This is a genomic window from Microbacterium sp. M4A5_1d (assembly GCF_053345465.1).
Map to the genome: position 1 here is coordinate 565,850 of NZ_JBKFAD010000001.1, position 14,868 is coordinate 580,717.

15 protein-coding genes and 1 tRNA gene are annotated in these 14,868 nt (G+C 69.7%); 7 read left to right on the forward strand and 9 right to left on the reverse strand.

Features of this window, described 5'->3' with window-relative positions:
• Positions 1-111 precede the first annotated feature (111 nt).
• A tRNA-Met gene (locus tag ACLBWJ_RS02720) sits at positions 112-185 on the forward strand.
• Between the two features lie 93 nt (positions 186-278).
• On the opposite strand, the gene ACLBWJ_RS02725 is transcribed toward ACLBWJ_RS02720, so the two are convergent.
• A complete protein-coding gene (locus tag ACLBWJ_RS02725; protein ID WP_274177724.1) occupies positions 279-746 on the reverse strand; it encodes a MarR family transcriptional regulator in 468 nt (155 codons plus the stop codon).
• Between the two features lie 94 nt (positions 747-840).
• Between ACLBWJ_RS02725 and ACLBWJ_RS02730 the strand changes: the two genes are divergently transcribed.
• The 6 genes from ACLBWJ_RS02730 to ACLBWJ_RS02755 are packed head-to-tail and all read left to right on the forward strand — an operon-like array spanning position 841 to position 5,882.
• Complete coding sequence (locus ACLBWJ_RS02730; RefSeq protein ID WP_447659706.1) at positions 841-1,896, forward strand: polyprenyl synthetase family protein; 1,056 nt, start codon at positions 841-843, stop codon at positions 1,894-1,896.
• Complete coding sequence (locus ACLBWJ_RS02735; protein WP_447659707.1) at positions 1,893-2,768, forward strand: phytoene/squalene synthase family protein; 876 nt, start codon at positions 1,893-1,895, stop codon at positions 2,766-2,768. The genes ACLBWJ_RS02730 and ACLBWJ_RS02735 overlap by 4 nt, the downstream gene beginning before the upstream one ends.
• Positions 2,765-4,360, forward strand: a complete 1,596-nt coding sequence (gene crtI, locus ACLBWJ_RS02740; RefSeq protein ID WP_447659708.1) for a phytoene desaturase family protein — start codon at positions 2,765-2,767, stop codon at positions 4,358-4,360. Before ACLBWJ_RS02735 ends, crtI begins: the two co-directional genes overlap by 4 nt.
• A gap of 3 nt (positions 4,361-4,363) precedes the next feature.
• Positions 4,364-4,711 carry a lycopene cyclase domain-containing protein gene (locus ACLBWJ_RS02745; protein WP_114587808.1) on the forward strand — a complete coding sequence of 116 codons (348 nt, stop codon included), beginning with the start codon at positions 4,364-4,366 and terminating at the stop codon, positions 4,709-4,711.
• Positions 4,708-5,010 (forward strand): lycopene cyclase domain-containing protein, encoded by a 303-nt coding sequence (locus ACLBWJ_RS02750; RefSeq protein WP_447659709.1) that lies wholly within the window; start codon positions 4,708-4,710, stop codon positions 5,008-5,010. The genes ACLBWJ_RS02745 and ACLBWJ_RS02750 overlap by 4 nt, the downstream gene beginning before the upstream one ends.
• On the forward strand, positions 5,007-5,882 hold the full coding sequence (locus tag ACLBWJ_RS02755) for a prenyltransferase (RefSeq protein WP_447659710.1): 876 nt from the start codon (positions 5,007-5,009) through the stop codon (positions 5,880-5,882). The genes ACLBWJ_RS02750 and ACLBWJ_RS02755 overlap by 4 nt, the downstream gene beginning before the upstream one ends.
• 30 nt (positions 5,883-5,912) lie before the next feature.
• Here the strand turns inward: ACLBWJ_RS02755 and ACLBWJ_RS02760 are convergent, their stop codons facing one another.
• The 8 genes from ACLBWJ_RS02760 to aroC all read right to left on the reverse strand — a co-directional run bounded on the left by ACLBWJ_RS02760 (position 5,913) and on the right by aroC (position 14,866).
• The gene (locus tag ACLBWJ_RS02760; RefSeq protein WP_378718301.1) at positions 5,913-7,481 is read right to left on the reverse strand and encodes a Rieske 2Fe-2S domain-containing protein; all 1,569 of its coding nucleotides are present in this window, start codon (positions 7,479-7,481) and stop codon (positions 5,913-5,915) included.
• Positions 7,482-7,585: 104 nt separating this feature from the next.
• A complete protein-coding gene (locus tag ACLBWJ_RS02765) occupies positions 7,586-10,516 on the reverse strand; it encodes a DEAD/DEAH box helicase (protein WP_447659711.1) in 2,931 nt (976 codons plus the stop codon).
• A gap of 46 nt (positions 10,517-10,562) precedes the next feature.
• Complete coding sequence (nusB, locus tag ACLBWJ_RS02770) at positions 10,563-10,973, reverse strand: transcription antitermination factor NusB (protein WP_094261760.1); 411 nt, start codon at positions 10,971-10,973, stop codon at positions 10,563-10,565.
• 16 nt (positions 10,974-10,989) lie between these two features.
• Positions 10,990-11,550: an elongation factor P gene (gene efp, locus ACLBWJ_RS02775; protein WP_112614292.1), complete on the reverse strand. Its 561-nt coding sequence runs from the start codon at positions 11,548-11,550 to the stop codon at positions 10,990-10,992.
• A 53-nt stretch (positions 11,551-11,603) separates the two neighbouring features.
• Positions 11,604-12,047, reverse strand: coding sequence for a type II 3-dehydroquinate dehydratase (gene aroQ / locus ACLBWJ_RS02780; protein ID WP_447659712.1), 444 nt, complete (start codon positions 12,045-12,047; stop codon positions 11,604-11,606).
• A 28-nt stretch (positions 12,048-12,075) separates the two neighbouring features.
• Entirely contained in the window at positions 12,076-13,152 is a 1,077-nt protein-coding gene (gene aroB, locus ACLBWJ_RS02785; RefSeq protein WP_112614288.1) for a 3-dehydroquinate synthase, read from the reverse strand.
• A complete protein-coding gene (locus tag ACLBWJ_RS02790) occupies positions 13,149-13,658 on the reverse strand; it encodes a shikimate kinase (protein ID WP_269266504.1) in 510 nt (169 codons plus the stop codon). Before ACLBWJ_RS02790 ends, aroB begins: the two co-directional genes overlap by 4 nt.
• Entirely contained in the window at positions 13,655-14,866 is a 1,212-nt protein-coding gene (gene aroC, locus ACLBWJ_RS02795; protein ID WP_112614284.1) for a chorismate synthase, read from the reverse strand. Before aroC ends, ACLBWJ_RS02790 begins: the two co-directional genes overlap by 4 nt.
• Positions 14,867-14,868 lie beyond the last annotated feature (2 nt).

A 14,868-nucleotide genomic window follows, 5' to 3' on the forward strand; every position in this document is an offset into this window, starting at 1 on the left:
CCGAGGACGCCAACACCCGGATGCCGGTCGCGTCACGACACGCCCGGGACGCTCCGGATGCCACCCCGATTGGACGCCCCTCGGACCTCGTGCTAGTGTTATCTCTTGTGCCGCGGGGTGGAGCAGCTCGGTAGCTCGCTGGGCTCATAACCCAGAGGTCGCAGGTTCAAATCCTGTCCCCGCAACAAGAACACGAAGGCCCCGTCGAAAGACGGGGCCTTCGTTGCATGTAGCCGCGCCCGCCGAAAGCCAGCGGAGCCAGTCTCAGCGGCTCTTCGTCAGTCGGCCAGCATCGCTTCGCTCATGCCGTCGAGGAAGCGTGTGACCGTCGCGAGCTCCTCGGGACTGAACGGGTCCATCGCCTCTCGCATGCGGCGCAGGCGTGCGGCGAAATGCCGGCCGAAGTCCTGCCGGGACGATTCGGTGAGCGTGATGACCAGTGCACGTCGGTCGTTCGGGTGCGGCGCGCGCTCGATGAACCCCTCCTTCGCCAGTCGATCGAGCATCTTCGTCGTGGAAGCGCTCGATATACCCAGATGGCGCGCGAGGTCGTGCGGCTTCACCAGCTCACCGCGCTGCTCGCGAATGCTGAGCATGCGCAGCGCCGAGAGGTCGGTGGCGTTCATGTCCATGTCCGAGCGGAGCCCGGTATGCATGCGATCCATCGCGTCGCTGAACGCTCGCACGGCTTCGAGAGCCGAGCGCTCTACACGACTTCTCGCCACCTCGGCATTCGGGTCAGCCATGTGGACACCACCTCTCGAGCCTGGTTATCATCGGCTCAAACGCTAGTTAAGCTAGCAAAAACGCCTCGCGAATGGCATATCCAGGACGGTGAACGTGATCTCCTTGCCCGATGACAGCAGAGCCGCTGTCGATCGCGCGCTCGAGGAAGTCCTCACCAGGCTCACACAGCGGGCCATCCCTCGGGGCTCATCGGCTCTTGCCCTCATCCGCGCCGCCTCGGCGGCGACATCCGGCGGCAAGCGCTTCCGCCCGGCTCTGGTGGTGGCGTCGTTCGACGCGTTCGGCGGCGACCGCCTGGCCACGCCCGGCCTGTGGGACGTGGCAGCCGCGTTCGAACTGCTCCACAGCGCGTTCGTGATCCACGACGATCTGATCGACCGCGACATCGAGCGGCGCGGTGTTCCCAACGTCGGCGGGACCTTCCGATCGCACGCCCGGTCCCTGGGCGTCAGCGCAGACGACGCCGAGCGGGTGGGCGATGCCGCCGCCGTCCTTGCCGGCGACATCCTTCTCTACGAGGCGGCGCGTCTCGTGGCCACGGCCGACGTCGCGTCGGATCAGCGGGTACCCCTGTTCGATCTGCTCGACGATGCCGTGCTGGTGTCGGCCATCGGAGAGCTCGCCGACGTCGAGCAGGCCGTCGTCCCTGCCGAGCCGGAGACCGCGCAACTGCTCAGCACGGCTCACGACAAGACGGCGGTCTACTCCTTCTGCGCACCGCTCGCGGCGGGTGCCGTGCTCGCCGGGGCGGACGACGGTGATCGCGGCGTGCTGATGTCGGTCGGAGCGGACCTCGGCCTCGCCTTCCAGCTGGTGGACGATCTGATCGGCACCTTCGGCGACGAGGCGCAGGCCGGCCGGGGCGCCGGCGCGGACCTCCGCGAGGCCAAGCGCACGCCTCTCATCTCCTTCGCCCGCGACTCGGCGTCCTGGCCACAGGTGTCGTCCGCGCTGGCGATGGCGCCGACGGGTCCGATCGCCGTCCAGGCGGCACAGCGCGAGCTCGACGCCAGCGGCGCCCGCGAGCAGCTGGTGACCCTCATCGGCCAGACGCTCTCCTCGGTGCGGCGTCGGGCGGTCGAACTGCCACCCGCCGCGCGTGCGCTCATCGAGCAGCTCGCCGACGGCATCGAAGGACGGATCCCGTGACCCCCGACCACTCCGCGATCGCCCTGTACGACCGAACCGCGCGCGACGCCGCAGCCGTCGTGATCTCGGCCTACTCGACCTCGTTCGGGCTCGCTGCGCGGCTCCTGGGGCCGCGCGTGCGTCCGCACGTGCGGAACATCTACGCCCTGGTTCGCGTGGCCGACGAGATCGTCGACGGATCCGCCGAGCAGGCCGGGATGCCCCTCACGGCACAACGACGCGTCCTCGACGCGCTCGAGGAGGAGACGCTCCTGGCGGTCGAGGAGGGCTTCAGCGCGAACCTCATCGTCCACGCGTTCGCGTCGACGGCGCGGGAGTGCGGTATCGGCGCAGACCTCGTGCGACCCTTCTTCTCCTCGATGCGGACCGATCTCGAGGTGTCGTCCCACGACGCGGGCTCGCACGCCTCCTACGTCTATGGTTCGGCCGAAGTCGTCGGACTGATGTGCCTCCAGACCTTCGTCAACGCCGGCGGCTCGCACCCGCGCCCCGCCGACCCCGATCTCGTCGATGGCGCACGTCGCCTCGGCGCCGCATTCCAGGACGTGAACTTCTTGCGTGATCTGCCCCACGACGTCGGATCCCTCGGCCGCGACTACCTCGGTGTCGACGGCGCCGACGGCACCGCCTCGCGCGTCGAAGTGCTCGACCGTATCGACGCCGACCTCGATGCGGCCGGCGCCATCATCCCGCGCCTGCCGGCGGACTGCCGACGCGCCGTCACCGCAGCGCACGATCTGTTCACGGCGCTCTCCCACCGCCTGCGACGGGCCGGTGACACCGACCAGCGAGTCCGCGTACCGAACACCGTGAAGCTCGGCCTGGCCGCTCGCGCGACGGTCGGCGCCGCTCCCCTGCGAGCCGGCGCATGACCCGGGCACGATCGCCGCGCCCCGCGCCCGGCTCGCGCGTCGTCGTGATCGGCGGCGGCATCGCCGGTCTCGCCACGGCTGCACTGCTGGCCGATGAGGGTTACGCCGTGACGGTGATCGAGGCGCGGGAGGAGACAGGCGGACGAGCGGGCACGTGGGAGCGCGATGGCTTCCGGTTCGACACCGGGCCGAGCTGGTACCTCATGCCCGAGGTCTTCGAGCACTTCTTCGCCCTGCTCGGGACGACGGCGGCGGCTGAACTCGACCTGGTCCCCCTGGTCCCGGCCTATCGCGTCTACGCGGAGCCCGAGGGTGACGGCGCCGGAGAGCACATCGACGTCGTGTCGGGGCGAGCCGAGGCGACAGCGCTGTTCGAGAGCCGTGAGCCCGGTGCCGGCGCACGACTGGACGAATACCTCGATTCCGCTGCCGACGCCTACGACCTCGCGGTATCGAAATTCCTGTACGACACGTACGCCTCGTCCGAGGGGCTCCGCGACCCCGACATCCTGCGGCGCATCCCGACGCTCGCTCCGCTGCTCACCCGCTCGCTGAACCGGTTCGTCGACAGCCGGTTCCAGGACCCGATGCTGCGCCAGGTCCTCGGCTACCCCGCGGTCTTCCTCGGCTCGTCGCCGTATGACGTGCCGAGCCTCTACCACCTCATGAGCCACCTCGACCTCGACGACGCCGTGCTGTACCCGCGCGGCGGCTTCACCGAGATCATCGCGGCGATCGAGCGCTTGGCGCGCGAACGCGGCGTCGAGGTGCGCACCGGCACCGCCGTCGCGCAGATCCTCACCGCCGCGGACGGCAGCGCCCGCGGGGTCCGTCTGGCCGACACGAGCGAGATCGCCGCCGACATCGTGGTGTCCGCAGCCGATCTGCACCACACCGAGACGGTCCTGCTCCCTCCCGAGCGGCAGACGTACCCCGAGCGCTGGTGGCGCAAGCGCACGCCGAGCTTCGGCGCGCTGCTGATCCTCCTGGGCGTCGAGGGCGAACTGCCCGAGCTGTCGCACCACACCCTGCTCTTCACCCGCGGTTGGCGCGAGAACTTCGATGCGATCTCGGGACGGGACACCCACATCCCCGATCCCGCGTCGCTGTACGTGTGCCGTCCCAGCGCGACCGACGACACCGTCGCTCCAGCCGGATCGGAGAACCTGTTCGTCCTGGTTCCCATTCCGGCCGACCCCGAACTCGGCCGCGGAGGTGTCGACGGGGCCGGTGATGCCGCGATCGAAGCCGCCGCCGACCGGGCGATCGAGCAGATCGCGCAGTGGACCGGGGTGGACGATCTCGCTTCTCGCGTACGCGTCCGCCGCACGATCGCACCCGCGGACTTCGCGCGCGACCTCGGGGCGTGGCGCGGAAACTCCCTGGGACTCGCGCACACGCTGGGACAGAGCGCGTTGTTCCGCCCGGGGAACGCCTCCAAGAAGGTTCCCGGTCTCTACTACGCCGGCGCTTCCGTGCTCCCGGGCATCGGGCTGCCGATGTGCCTGATCTCGGCAGAGCTCGTCGTCAAGCGCCTGCGCGGAGACACGACCGCCGGCCCGCTGCCCGAGCCGGCCGCCCCCACCGGCTGAGCGGTGCCGGGCCTGTACCTGCTCGCCCTGCTCGTATCGCTCTGCGGTGTCGGGCTGCTCGATCGTCGGTTCCGCCTGGCGTTCTGGCGCGACCGTCGACGCACGGTGATCGCCTCTGTGCTCGGCACGGCATTCTTCCTGCTGTGGGACGCTGTCGGCATCGCAACGGGCGTGTTCGTCAAGGGCGACAGCCCCGCGCTGCTCGGTGTCGATCTCGCCCCGCACCTGCCGCTCGAAGAGCCGGTCTTCCTCCTCTTCCTCAGCTACCTCGCGCTGGTCGCCTACGGCGGCGCGCGGCGCCGGCACGAGGGACGGCCGCACGAGCCCCGCCGGAGGGATGTCGCGCCATGATCTATCCCCTCATCGTCATCCCCTTCGTCCTCGTGACCGTCGTCGTGACAGCGATGTCCGCTCGGCGCCCGCGCTTCGCCGCCCGCATGGCCTGGTCCTCGGTCGCCGCGGTCGTGCTCCTCCTGCTGACGGCGGTATTCGATAACGTGATGATCGCCGCCGGGCTGTTCACCTATCCGGAAGAGCACCTGAGCGGCATCCGAATCGGACTCGCGCCGCTCGAAGACTTCGCCTACCCGCTGTGCGCGGCCTTCCTGGTGCCTGCCGTCGCGACCCTCTTGGAGAAGCCGAAACGATGACCGCCCCCGCGCTCGCGCGCCAGCTCCTCGTCGCCTCCCGCCCGGTGAGCTGGATCAACACCGCCTACCCGTTCGCCGCGGCTTACCTCCTCACCACTCGCCAGATCGACGCGACTCTGCTCATCGGCACCCTGTTCTTCCTCGTCCCGTACAACCTCGCGATGTACGGCATCAACGACGTCTTCGACTACGAGTCCGACCTGCGGAACCCGCGGAAGGGCGGCGCGCACGGCGCCATCCTCGACCGGCGGGTGCACCGGGCGACGCTCTGGGCCGCCGCCCTGTCGTGCTTGCCGTTCGTGGCCTATCTCGTCGCGGTCGGTTCCCCGCTGTCCTGGCTCATCCTCGCCGCGAGCCTCTTCTTCGTCGTGTTCTACAGCGCTCCCCCGCTTCGGCTGAAAGAGCGGCCGTTCGCCGACTCGATCACGAGCAGCATCCACTTCTTCTCCCCCGCCGTGTACGGGCTGGTCCTCACCAGCGCGACCTGGACGTGGCAGCTCGTCCTCATCCTGCTGAGCTTCGCCGCGTGGGGCGTCGCCTCGCACGCGTTCGGGGCCGTACAGGACGTCCAGGCCGACCGCGAGGCGGGAATCGCGTCCATCGCGACCGTGCGCGGCGCCCGCTGGACCGTGAGGTTCGCGCTGGGCTGCTACGCCCTCGCCGGCGCTCTCATGCTCGCGACCAGCTGGCCGGGCCCGCTTGCGGCTCTCGTGGCGGTCCCGTACCTCATCACGCTGTGGCCGTTCCGCAACATCACCGACGAGACGTGCGAACGAGCCACCGCGGGCTGGGACCGCTTTCTCTGGCTCAACCAGCTCGGCGGCTTCCTCGTCACCCTGCTGCTCGTCTGGTGGTGGCTGATCACGTCGTGATCCGCTACCACCCGTTCGGCGCTGACGAGATCAGGCGGCGGGGTTGGTCGCGTTCGCGGTCTCGATGATGCGGCTCGCGCGAATCGGGTGTCCCTGGGTGGTCAGGCAGCGCCCGGTCGCGAGGTCCCACTTCCAGTCGTGCAGCGAGCAGGTGAGCACACCGTCCTCGATCTTGCCCGTCTTCGTGAGGTCTGCTCGCAGGTGCGGGCACCGGCGCTGCACGGTCCAGTCGCCCAGTTCGGCATCCTCGGTCTGATCCGACTGCTCGGCGTACCAGTTCTCGACGTACTCGATGCGATCACGCGACAGGCATTTCAAGAACGTCGTGAGGAACTCGTTGAACTTGCCGCTGCGGCCGACCTCGAACTGCATCGACAGGAAGATCGAGTTCGACCAGTCGATCTCGTGGTCGCGGATGTTGGTCGACACCAGGTCGGCGGGGATCGTGTACCAGTAGATGCACTCCTCGCCCGCGTACTCGCGGACCTTCGCCTTCGGGAAGTCGACCACCATGTCGAGCTCGCCGATGCGGAAGCGCACCATCCCGCCCACACCGTTGCGGATCGTCCGGGCGCGGCGCAGGAGCGGCTCCCACCACTGCTTGATCGCAGCCAGCATCTCGTCCGGCGGCAGGATCGGGGCGCGACGCTCGATCTCGGCGCGGACCTCGGCCTGACGACTGTCGCGCTGCTCGGCGAGGTAGGCCCACTTGTCCGAGAAGATGCGCTCGATCTCGGCATCCGTGTACAGCGTCTGGGTGACCTCCAGCACGCCGTCGTTGAGATCGACCTGCGTTCCCGGAACGAACAGGTACCCCTTCTGATCGGGACGCTCTTCGGCCATATGAGCCAGGAACTGCGCCTGATCGGTGAAGATCGAGTCGTTCTGCTCGCCCCAGCCGTTGTAACGGAACAGCTCTTCGCGCAGGAACATCGGCGGTCCGGCCATCGGGAAGACGTGAGGCGCGTCGACCTTGTCGATGTAGTACATCGCGCGCTTGTTCTGCGCATCGCGCTTGAGCTGAGCGAAGTTCTGCTTCGCGTCCTGCGGCAGGTCGTAGACCATCGGCCACCAGATCGCGCCGGACACCTGGGTGAAGTAGGCCTCGGGCTTGCCGAACGACATCAGCTTCTCGAGATCCAGCGGGTGGGAGTCGTTCTGGTTCAGCACCGAGGCGGTGCCGTCGTCGACCGACAGGGACGAGTCGCCGATCGGGCCGTCGCTCGGGGCGCGCAGGGGCGTGACCATGACCTTGAGGTCGCCGAACTCCAGGGGCACACCCGCCTGCGTGTAGATGATGTTGTCGTACCCGAGATCGCGGAGATCGCGTTCGAGATCGTCGGTCGGGTAGTCCGGCAGAAGCACGCGGATGTCGGTGGGGACGTGCGCGCGCAGCAGCGCGGGGTCGAAGTGATCGCGGTGCCGGTGCGAGATGTACAGGAAATCGGCGCGCCCGAAGCGCTCCCAGTCGAGGCCCCGGTTGTCGGGGAACGGGAACCACGAGCCGAAGAAGCTCGGTCCGACGACCGGGTCGCAGAGGATGCTGCCCCCTGCCGTCTCGATGAACATTCCGGCGTGTCCCAGGCCTGTGATGCGCATGACGATGACCTCCTGTTGCGACTGGTCGAGTCTACGTGAGGCGTCGGCGACCCCTGCCCGCCGTGGGCCGTGTCAGTTCACCCGACGTCGATGCGAGGGGAAGCTCACGCCAGCAGGAGGCGGATGTCGTCGGCGGTCAGGGCGTTCGAGAACGCGCCGTCGGCGTCGAGGACCGCACCGACGAGTCGTGCCTTGCGCCGCTGCAGCTCCACCACCTTCTCCTCGATCGTGCCCGCCGCGATCAGGCGGTACACGCTCACTGGCCGGTCTTGGCCGATGCGGTGCGTGCGATCGATCGCCTGCTGCTCGGCCGCCGGATTCCACCAGGGATCGAGCAGGAAGACGTAGTCGGCCTCCGTGAGGGTCAGCCCCACGCCGCCCGCTTTGAGGCTGATGAGGAACACCGGGTCATCGCCCTTCCGAAACGCTTCCACCACCGCCGCCCGGTTGCTCGTCGAGCCGTCGAGGCGGACCACTCCGGTGCCGCGCGCCCGGAGGTCGGCTTCGACGATGTCGAGGAACGAGGTGAACTGACTGAACACGAGCGCTCGGTGCCCCTCGGCGATCACCTCGTCCAAGCGCCCGCGGAGCGCCTCGAGCTTGCTCGGGACGAGACCCGGCCCACCGGCGTCCACGAGAGCGGGCGCGAGCGCCAGCATGCGCAGAAGAGTCAGGGATCGGAAGACAATGAACCGCTGGCTGTCGAGATCGTCCAGCAGCCCGAGCACCTTCCGGCGCTCCCGCTGCAGCACGCGCTCGTAGACGGCACGGTGACCGCTGGAGAGCTCGACGCGCACGTCCTGCTCCTGCCGAGGCGGCAACTCGGGCGCCACGACATCCTTCGTGCGTCGGAGCAGGAACGGCCGGATGCGCCGCCGCAGCCGCGCAAGCCGGCGTTCGCGCGCGGGGCCCCCTTCGAGGTTCTCGTCGACACGGCCACGCTCGATCGGCTGTACATACTCCTCCCGGAAGCGTCGGGCCGAGGGGAAGAGGCCGGGGCTCGTCAACGACAGGATCGCCCAGAGGTCGGTCAGACTGTTCTCGAGCGGTGTGCCGGTGGCAGCGAGGACGACATCGGCACGCAGGCCGAGCACGGCGCGGTGCACGCGCGTCCGCGGGTTCTTGACGTACTGCGCCTCATCGAGCACGACCGTCGACCATTCGCGCTCGGCGTACGCGGCGGCGTCGAGGCGGAGCAGCGCATAGGAGGTCAGGACGAGGTCCGCCTCGATCCGCTCGAGCGCGGCCCCGACACCGTCGACCACGACAGTGCGCAGGCCCGGGGCATGACGCGCCGCCTCATCGCGCCATGCCGACACGACCGAGGTCGGCGCGACGACGAGCGCGGGCCGACTCGAACCGCGCTCGCGCTCGCGCTCGAGCAGCGCGAGGAGCTGCAGAGTCTTGCCGAGCCCCATGTCATCGGCCAGGATGCCCCCCAGGCGCGCGTCGCGCAGTGCCGCGAGCCACGCGTACCCCTCATGCTGGTAGGGCCGCAGGGGGGTGACGATGCCGACCGGCGTCTCCGCGGCGGCCGCAGGCACGCCCTCGGCTGCCGCATCGCGGAAGTCGTCGACGGCCGCACGCCACCGTACGGCCGGCTCCGCCTCGTCGGCGACGTCCTCGAACGCCGTCCAGAGCTCCACCTGATAGCGGCTGACGCGGGCGCTGCCGGTCTCCCATTCGACCAGGTCGCGCGAATCCTCGATGAGCTCGCGCAGACGGTCGAGTGCCGGATGCGAAAGGGAGAAGTACGCACCATCGGACAGCAGCATCTTCTTCCGACGCTGCGCGAGGGCGGTGAACAGCGGGCGGAACGGAACGCGGCGTCCCTCGACCTCGACGTGCACGCCGAGGTCGAACCAGTCCGCGTCGGTGGTCTCGACCGTCTTCACGGTGATGCGCGGGTCGCCCGAAAGCTCCCGATACGACCGCGTCACGCCCGACACCTCGACGCGGACCCCGTCGAGCGCCTGCAGCACCGGCAGCACCTCGGTCGTGAACTCCGCCGCCTCGACGCCGCTGCGGGTTCCTTCGGGCACGAACGGGTCGTCCGTAGCGCTCGCCCACGCCGCCTCGAGGGCCACTCGGAGCTCGGGATCGGCGGACGCCGATCCCGCGGCAGCGTCCCACGCGACGCGGCCTGCGCCGGGCACCTGCCAGGCGAACGCGTACGCGAGCTCGTCGCGCGGGCCGTGATCGACCGTGACGACGAGCGTCGTGCGTTCGGGCGGGGGCAATCGGACTCCCGGGGCGGGCACGACGACCGTCTCCCGGGCCAATCTGGGGTATGCCTCGCGGAGGAACTCTTCGCGATCCGCCGCGGGAACGCGGATCGAGTCGCCGGCCGCCAGGAGAGATCGGACACCCGGGCCGAAGCCCACCGGTGCGAAGACGACCCGCAGGCCATCCGCGACCTGGCTGGCGCCGTAGATGCCGACATGTCCGAGCGGGCGCGCATGCGCAGCGGTTTCCTCACCGCCGGCGAACCGCACGACGGGCGTGAGCTGCAGGTCACCGTCGACGCTGTCCACCCGCACCTCGATCGACGCGCCGTCGGCCAGGAGCACCTGCTGATCGGGTCGGGTCGGCACAATCGGGATGCCGAGACCGGCCGCGGCGCGAAGGTGGGGCCAGAGGAGCTCGGAGTCGGCGCCGTCGAGCGTCAACCACTCCGAGTCGCCGTAGCCGCCGAGCAGCCGGGCGTCATGCGCGATGCCGTACAGCGTCGAGAACCAGCGCGCGCGCACCGGATCGACCCGCCACGCACCGCGTCGCAGCGATTCCCAGCTCTCGTCGCCCTGCACCCATCGACCACTGGTTCCGCTGCGAGAGAGCGGACGCACCGCGAGCCGGAGCTCGCCGTCGGAGGTGGCGACGCTCCGCGGGGTCGCCGGAAGCACCCGCCGCGGCCCCCAGTGAGCCGCGGCGGCGCTCTCTCGCTGGCGCAGCTGCACGCCCAGGGCGACGGCGTTCTCACCCGACGCCGCCGGCGCCAGGACGGCGCGCCACGACGGCGCTGCCCTCTCGGTCACGGGTTCGACCTCATACGAGGATTCTCGAGGGTGCCTCCGACGTCGGTCAGCCCAGTCGGGCGACCCGACCGAGCACGCCGTGGACGAAAGCGCTCGATCCGTCGGTCGAGAACTCCTTCGCGAGCTCCACGGCCTCGTCGATGGCCACTGCGGCAGGAACCGCGTCGTTGTACACGATCTCCCAGACACCGAGCCGGAGGATCGCGCGGTCGACGGCCGGCATCCGCGCGAGGGACCAGTCCTTCGCGAACGTCGTGATCTGCTCGTCGATGTCTTCGCGGTTGTCGATGATGCCGTCGATGATCTCGCGCGCGTACAGCCACGACGCCTCGCGGGCGGGCTCGAGAGCCGCGCGCTTCGCCTCGGCGGCGAGGGTCACCCCGAGGTCGTCGCCGCGGATGTCGGACTGGTAGAGGATGTCGAGGGCGCGCTTGCGCGCCTTGGAGCGAGCGCTCATCGGGCGGGGACCGGCGTCAGTTCACGCGGCCGAGGTAGTCACCCGTGCGGGTGTCGACCTTGACCTTCGTGCCCTGCTCGACGAACAGCGGAACCTGGATCTCGTAGCCGGTCTCGACCGTCGCGGACTTCGTGCCCGCCGACGAGCGGTCGCCCTGCAGGCCCGGCTCGGTGTACGTGATCTCGAGGACGACCGAAGCGGGCAGCTCGATGTAGAGCGGGTTGCCGTTGTTCAGCGCGATCTGCACCTGCTGGTTCTCGAGCAGGTAGTTCTTGGCGTCGCCGACGGTGGCGGCGGGGACCGTGATCTGGTCGTAGTCGTCGACGTCCATGAAGACGAAGTTGTCGCCGTCGTTGTACAGGTAGGTGAAGTCGCGGCGGTCGACGTTCTCGATCTCGATCTTCGCGCCGGCATTATAGGTGCGGTCGACGGTCTTGCCCGACACGACGTTCTTCAGCTTCGTGCGCACGAACGCACCACCCTTGCCGGGCTTGACGTGCTGGAACTCGATGACGTTCCAAAGCTGACCGTCGATGCTGAGGACGACGCCGTTCTTGATGTCTGCGGTCGATGCCATGAGTGTGGAGTTCCGTTCGTGTGGTCGGGCGGCCGACGGGCCGAGGATCGATTCTACGCGAGGATGTCGAGCAGCTGTCGCGTCGCGCGCGCGTATCCGGCGACACCTTCGCCGATGACATGGACCGAGGCGACGTCGGCGACGTAGGAGTGGTGGCGGAAGCTCTCGCGCTCGTAGACGTCGGAGATGTGGACTTCGGCCACCGGCAGGGACACTCCCGCGAGCGCATCACGGAGGACGACGGAGGTGTGCGTGAGCCCGCCGGGGTTGATCACGATGCCGACGCAGTCCGCACGGGCCTCGTGGATGGCATCGATGAGGACGCCCTCATGGTTGCTCTGCACGCAGCGCACCTCGACGCCGCGTTCCCCGGCCGCCGCGATGACGAGGGCCTCGACGTCGGCGAGGGTCTCGCGTCCGTAGACCTCGGGCTCGCGGGTGCCGAGCAGATTGAGGTTCGGCCCGTTGACCAGCAGTAGGCGTCGAGGGGTGCTCACGCGCCCACCCTACCGATGACGCGCCGGCTCAGGCCCCCACCTCCTGGTAGGCGGCGAAGAGCAGCGACTCATCGGGGGCCTGCAGAACGGTCGGCTTGGCGATGTCGTCGAGCACGATGAACCGCAGCATCGAGCCGCGGGTCTTCTTGTCGCGCTGCATCGTCGCCAGCAGCTGGCGCCACGCACCCGCACGGTACGAGGTGGGCAGCCCGAGGGTCTCGAGGATGTCGCGGTGACGCTGGGCTGCGGCATCCGGGAGTCGTCCCGCCAGACGCGACAGCTCGGCCGCGAACATCATCCCCACCGAGATCGCGGCGCCGTGGCGCCACTGGTACCGCTCGGCGTGCTCGATGGCGTGCCCGAGCGTGTGCCCGTAGTTGAGGACCTCGCGAAGCCCCGCTTCGCGCAGGTCCTCCCCCACGACCTTCGCCTTCATGTCGATCGCGAGCTCGATGCTCCGCCGGAACGCGTCGCTGTGCGGGTCGACGGCCGCCTCGGGATCCGCTTCGATCAGGTCGAGGATCTCGGGGTGCCAGATGAAACCGGCCTTCACGACCTCCGCGAAGCCGGCGACGCGCTCGTTGCGCGACAGCCCGTCGAGCAGGTCGAGGTCGCAGACCACGGCGACCGGGGGCCAGAAGGCACCCACGAGGTTCTTTCCCTCCGCGGTGTTGATGCCCGTCTTCCCGCCGACGGCGGCATCCACCATGCCAAGCACCGTCGTGGGGACCTGCACGACCGCGATGCCGCGCAGCCACGTCGCGGCGACGAAGCCGGCGAGGTCGGTCACGGCGCCGCCGCCGAACCCGACGACGGCATCCGTGCGCGTGAAGTCCGCCTGGCCCATGACCTGCCAGCAGAACGCCGCGACCTCGACGCGCTTGCCCTGCTCGGCGTCGGGGATCTCCGCCAGCAGCACCTGGCGGTCCGACCCCAGGATCTCGCGGAGACGCTCGGCCTGTGCGGACAGCGTCGGGGGGTGCACGATGAGCACCTTGCGAGCGGCCTCGGGCAGCGCCGAGCCGACGAGCGGAAGAATGCCTCGCCCGATGGTCACGTCGTAAGGCGCGGTGCCCCCGACGGTGATGACGGTGGTGTCTGTCATGACGTCTCCTCCTGAGCCCACGCCGCGATGGCGTCGACGATGTCCTGGATCCGGCCGGTGGATGTGTCGAAGCGTGCGTCGGCGAGCTGATCGTAGAGCTCGCGTCGGCTCTCGGCGACCTCGCGCCAGCGACCCACCGGGTCGTCGCCCTGGAGCAGCGGGCGCGTGGTGCCGGCGAGGCGGGAGGCGATCGTCTGCTCCGAAACGGTGAGCAGCACCACACGGTGCGCGGCGAGGTCGCTCCGGGTATCGGGATGCAGCACCGCGCCGCCACCGAGGGCGACGACACCGCCGCGCCCGAGGGCCTCGGCGACCGCGAGCCTCTCGATCTCGCGGAAGCGCTCCTCGCCACCCTCCGCGAAGAGCCGTTCGATGGGGCCGTGGTCGCGGACGACGAGGCCGTCACTGTCGGTGAACGTCGCGCCGAGAACGCGCGCGAGCTTCTTGCCGATGCTCGACTTGCCCGCGCCCATCGGTCCGATCAAGACGATCGCGGGGGCGGTCATCCGATCGCGTCGTCGCTCAGCGCCGCCGAGCGCAGCGTCTCGGGGATCGCCGCGAGGTATCCCTCGAGGTTGCGGCGGGTCTCGGCAACGTTGTCGCCCCCGAACTTCTCGAGCACGGACTCCGCGAGCACGATCGCGACCATCGCTTCGGCGACGACGCCGGCTGCCGGCACCGCGCACACGTCGGACCGCTGGTGATGAGCCGTCGCCGCGTCGCCCGACGCGACGTCGACCGTGCGCAGCGCCTTCGGCACCGTCGCGATCGGCTTCATGCCCGCTCGGACCCGCAGGACTGTGCCCGTCGACATCCCGCCCTCGGTGCCACCCGCCTTGTCGCTCGAGCGCGCGATGCCCGCGTCGGTCGCGAAAAGCTCGTCGTGTGCCGCGGAGCCGCGACGACGCGTGGTCTCGAAGCCGTCGCCGACCTCGACGCCCTTGATCGCCTGGATACCCATGAGCGCCTGCGCGAGCTTCGCGTCGAGACGGCGGTCCCACTGCACGTGGGATCCGAGCCCGGGCGGGAGCCCGTACGCGAGGACCTCGACGATGCCGCCCAGCGTGTCGCCGTCCTTCTTCGCAGCGTCCACCTCGGCGACCATCGCGGCAGAGGTCTCGGCGTGGAAGCACCGCAGCGGATCGGCATCCAGCACGTCGACATCGTCGGGCGTCGGCAGCGCCGAGCCGTCGGGCACCCGCACGGGGCCGATCGAGAGCGTGTGGCTGACGAGCCGGATGCCGAGCTCGTTCAGGAACGACCGGGCCACCGCGCCGAGAGCCACGCGCGCGGCCGTCTCACGGGCGCTCGCGCGCTCGAGGATCGGCCGGGCCTCGTCGAATCCGTACTTCTGCATGCCGACGAGGTCGGCGTGGCCGGGGCGAGGCCGAGTCAGGGCGGCACCGCGTCCGCGGGAGCGCTCGGTGAGCTCGATCGGCTCGGGGCTCATCACCTCGACCCACTTCGGCCACTCGGTGTTGCCGATGCGCAGAGCGATGGGGCTGCCGAGGCTGAAGCCGTGTCGGACGCCCGTCGAGATGGTGAGTTCGTCCTCCTCGAACTTCATGCGCGAGCCGCGGCCGTAGCCCAGCTTGCGCCGAGCGAGGTCGGCCTGGATCGCGGCACGTGAGACCGGCACGCCGGCGGGGAGGCCCTCCATGAGGGCGACGAGTTCGGGGCCGTGAGATTCGCCGGCCGTGAGCACGCGGAGCATTC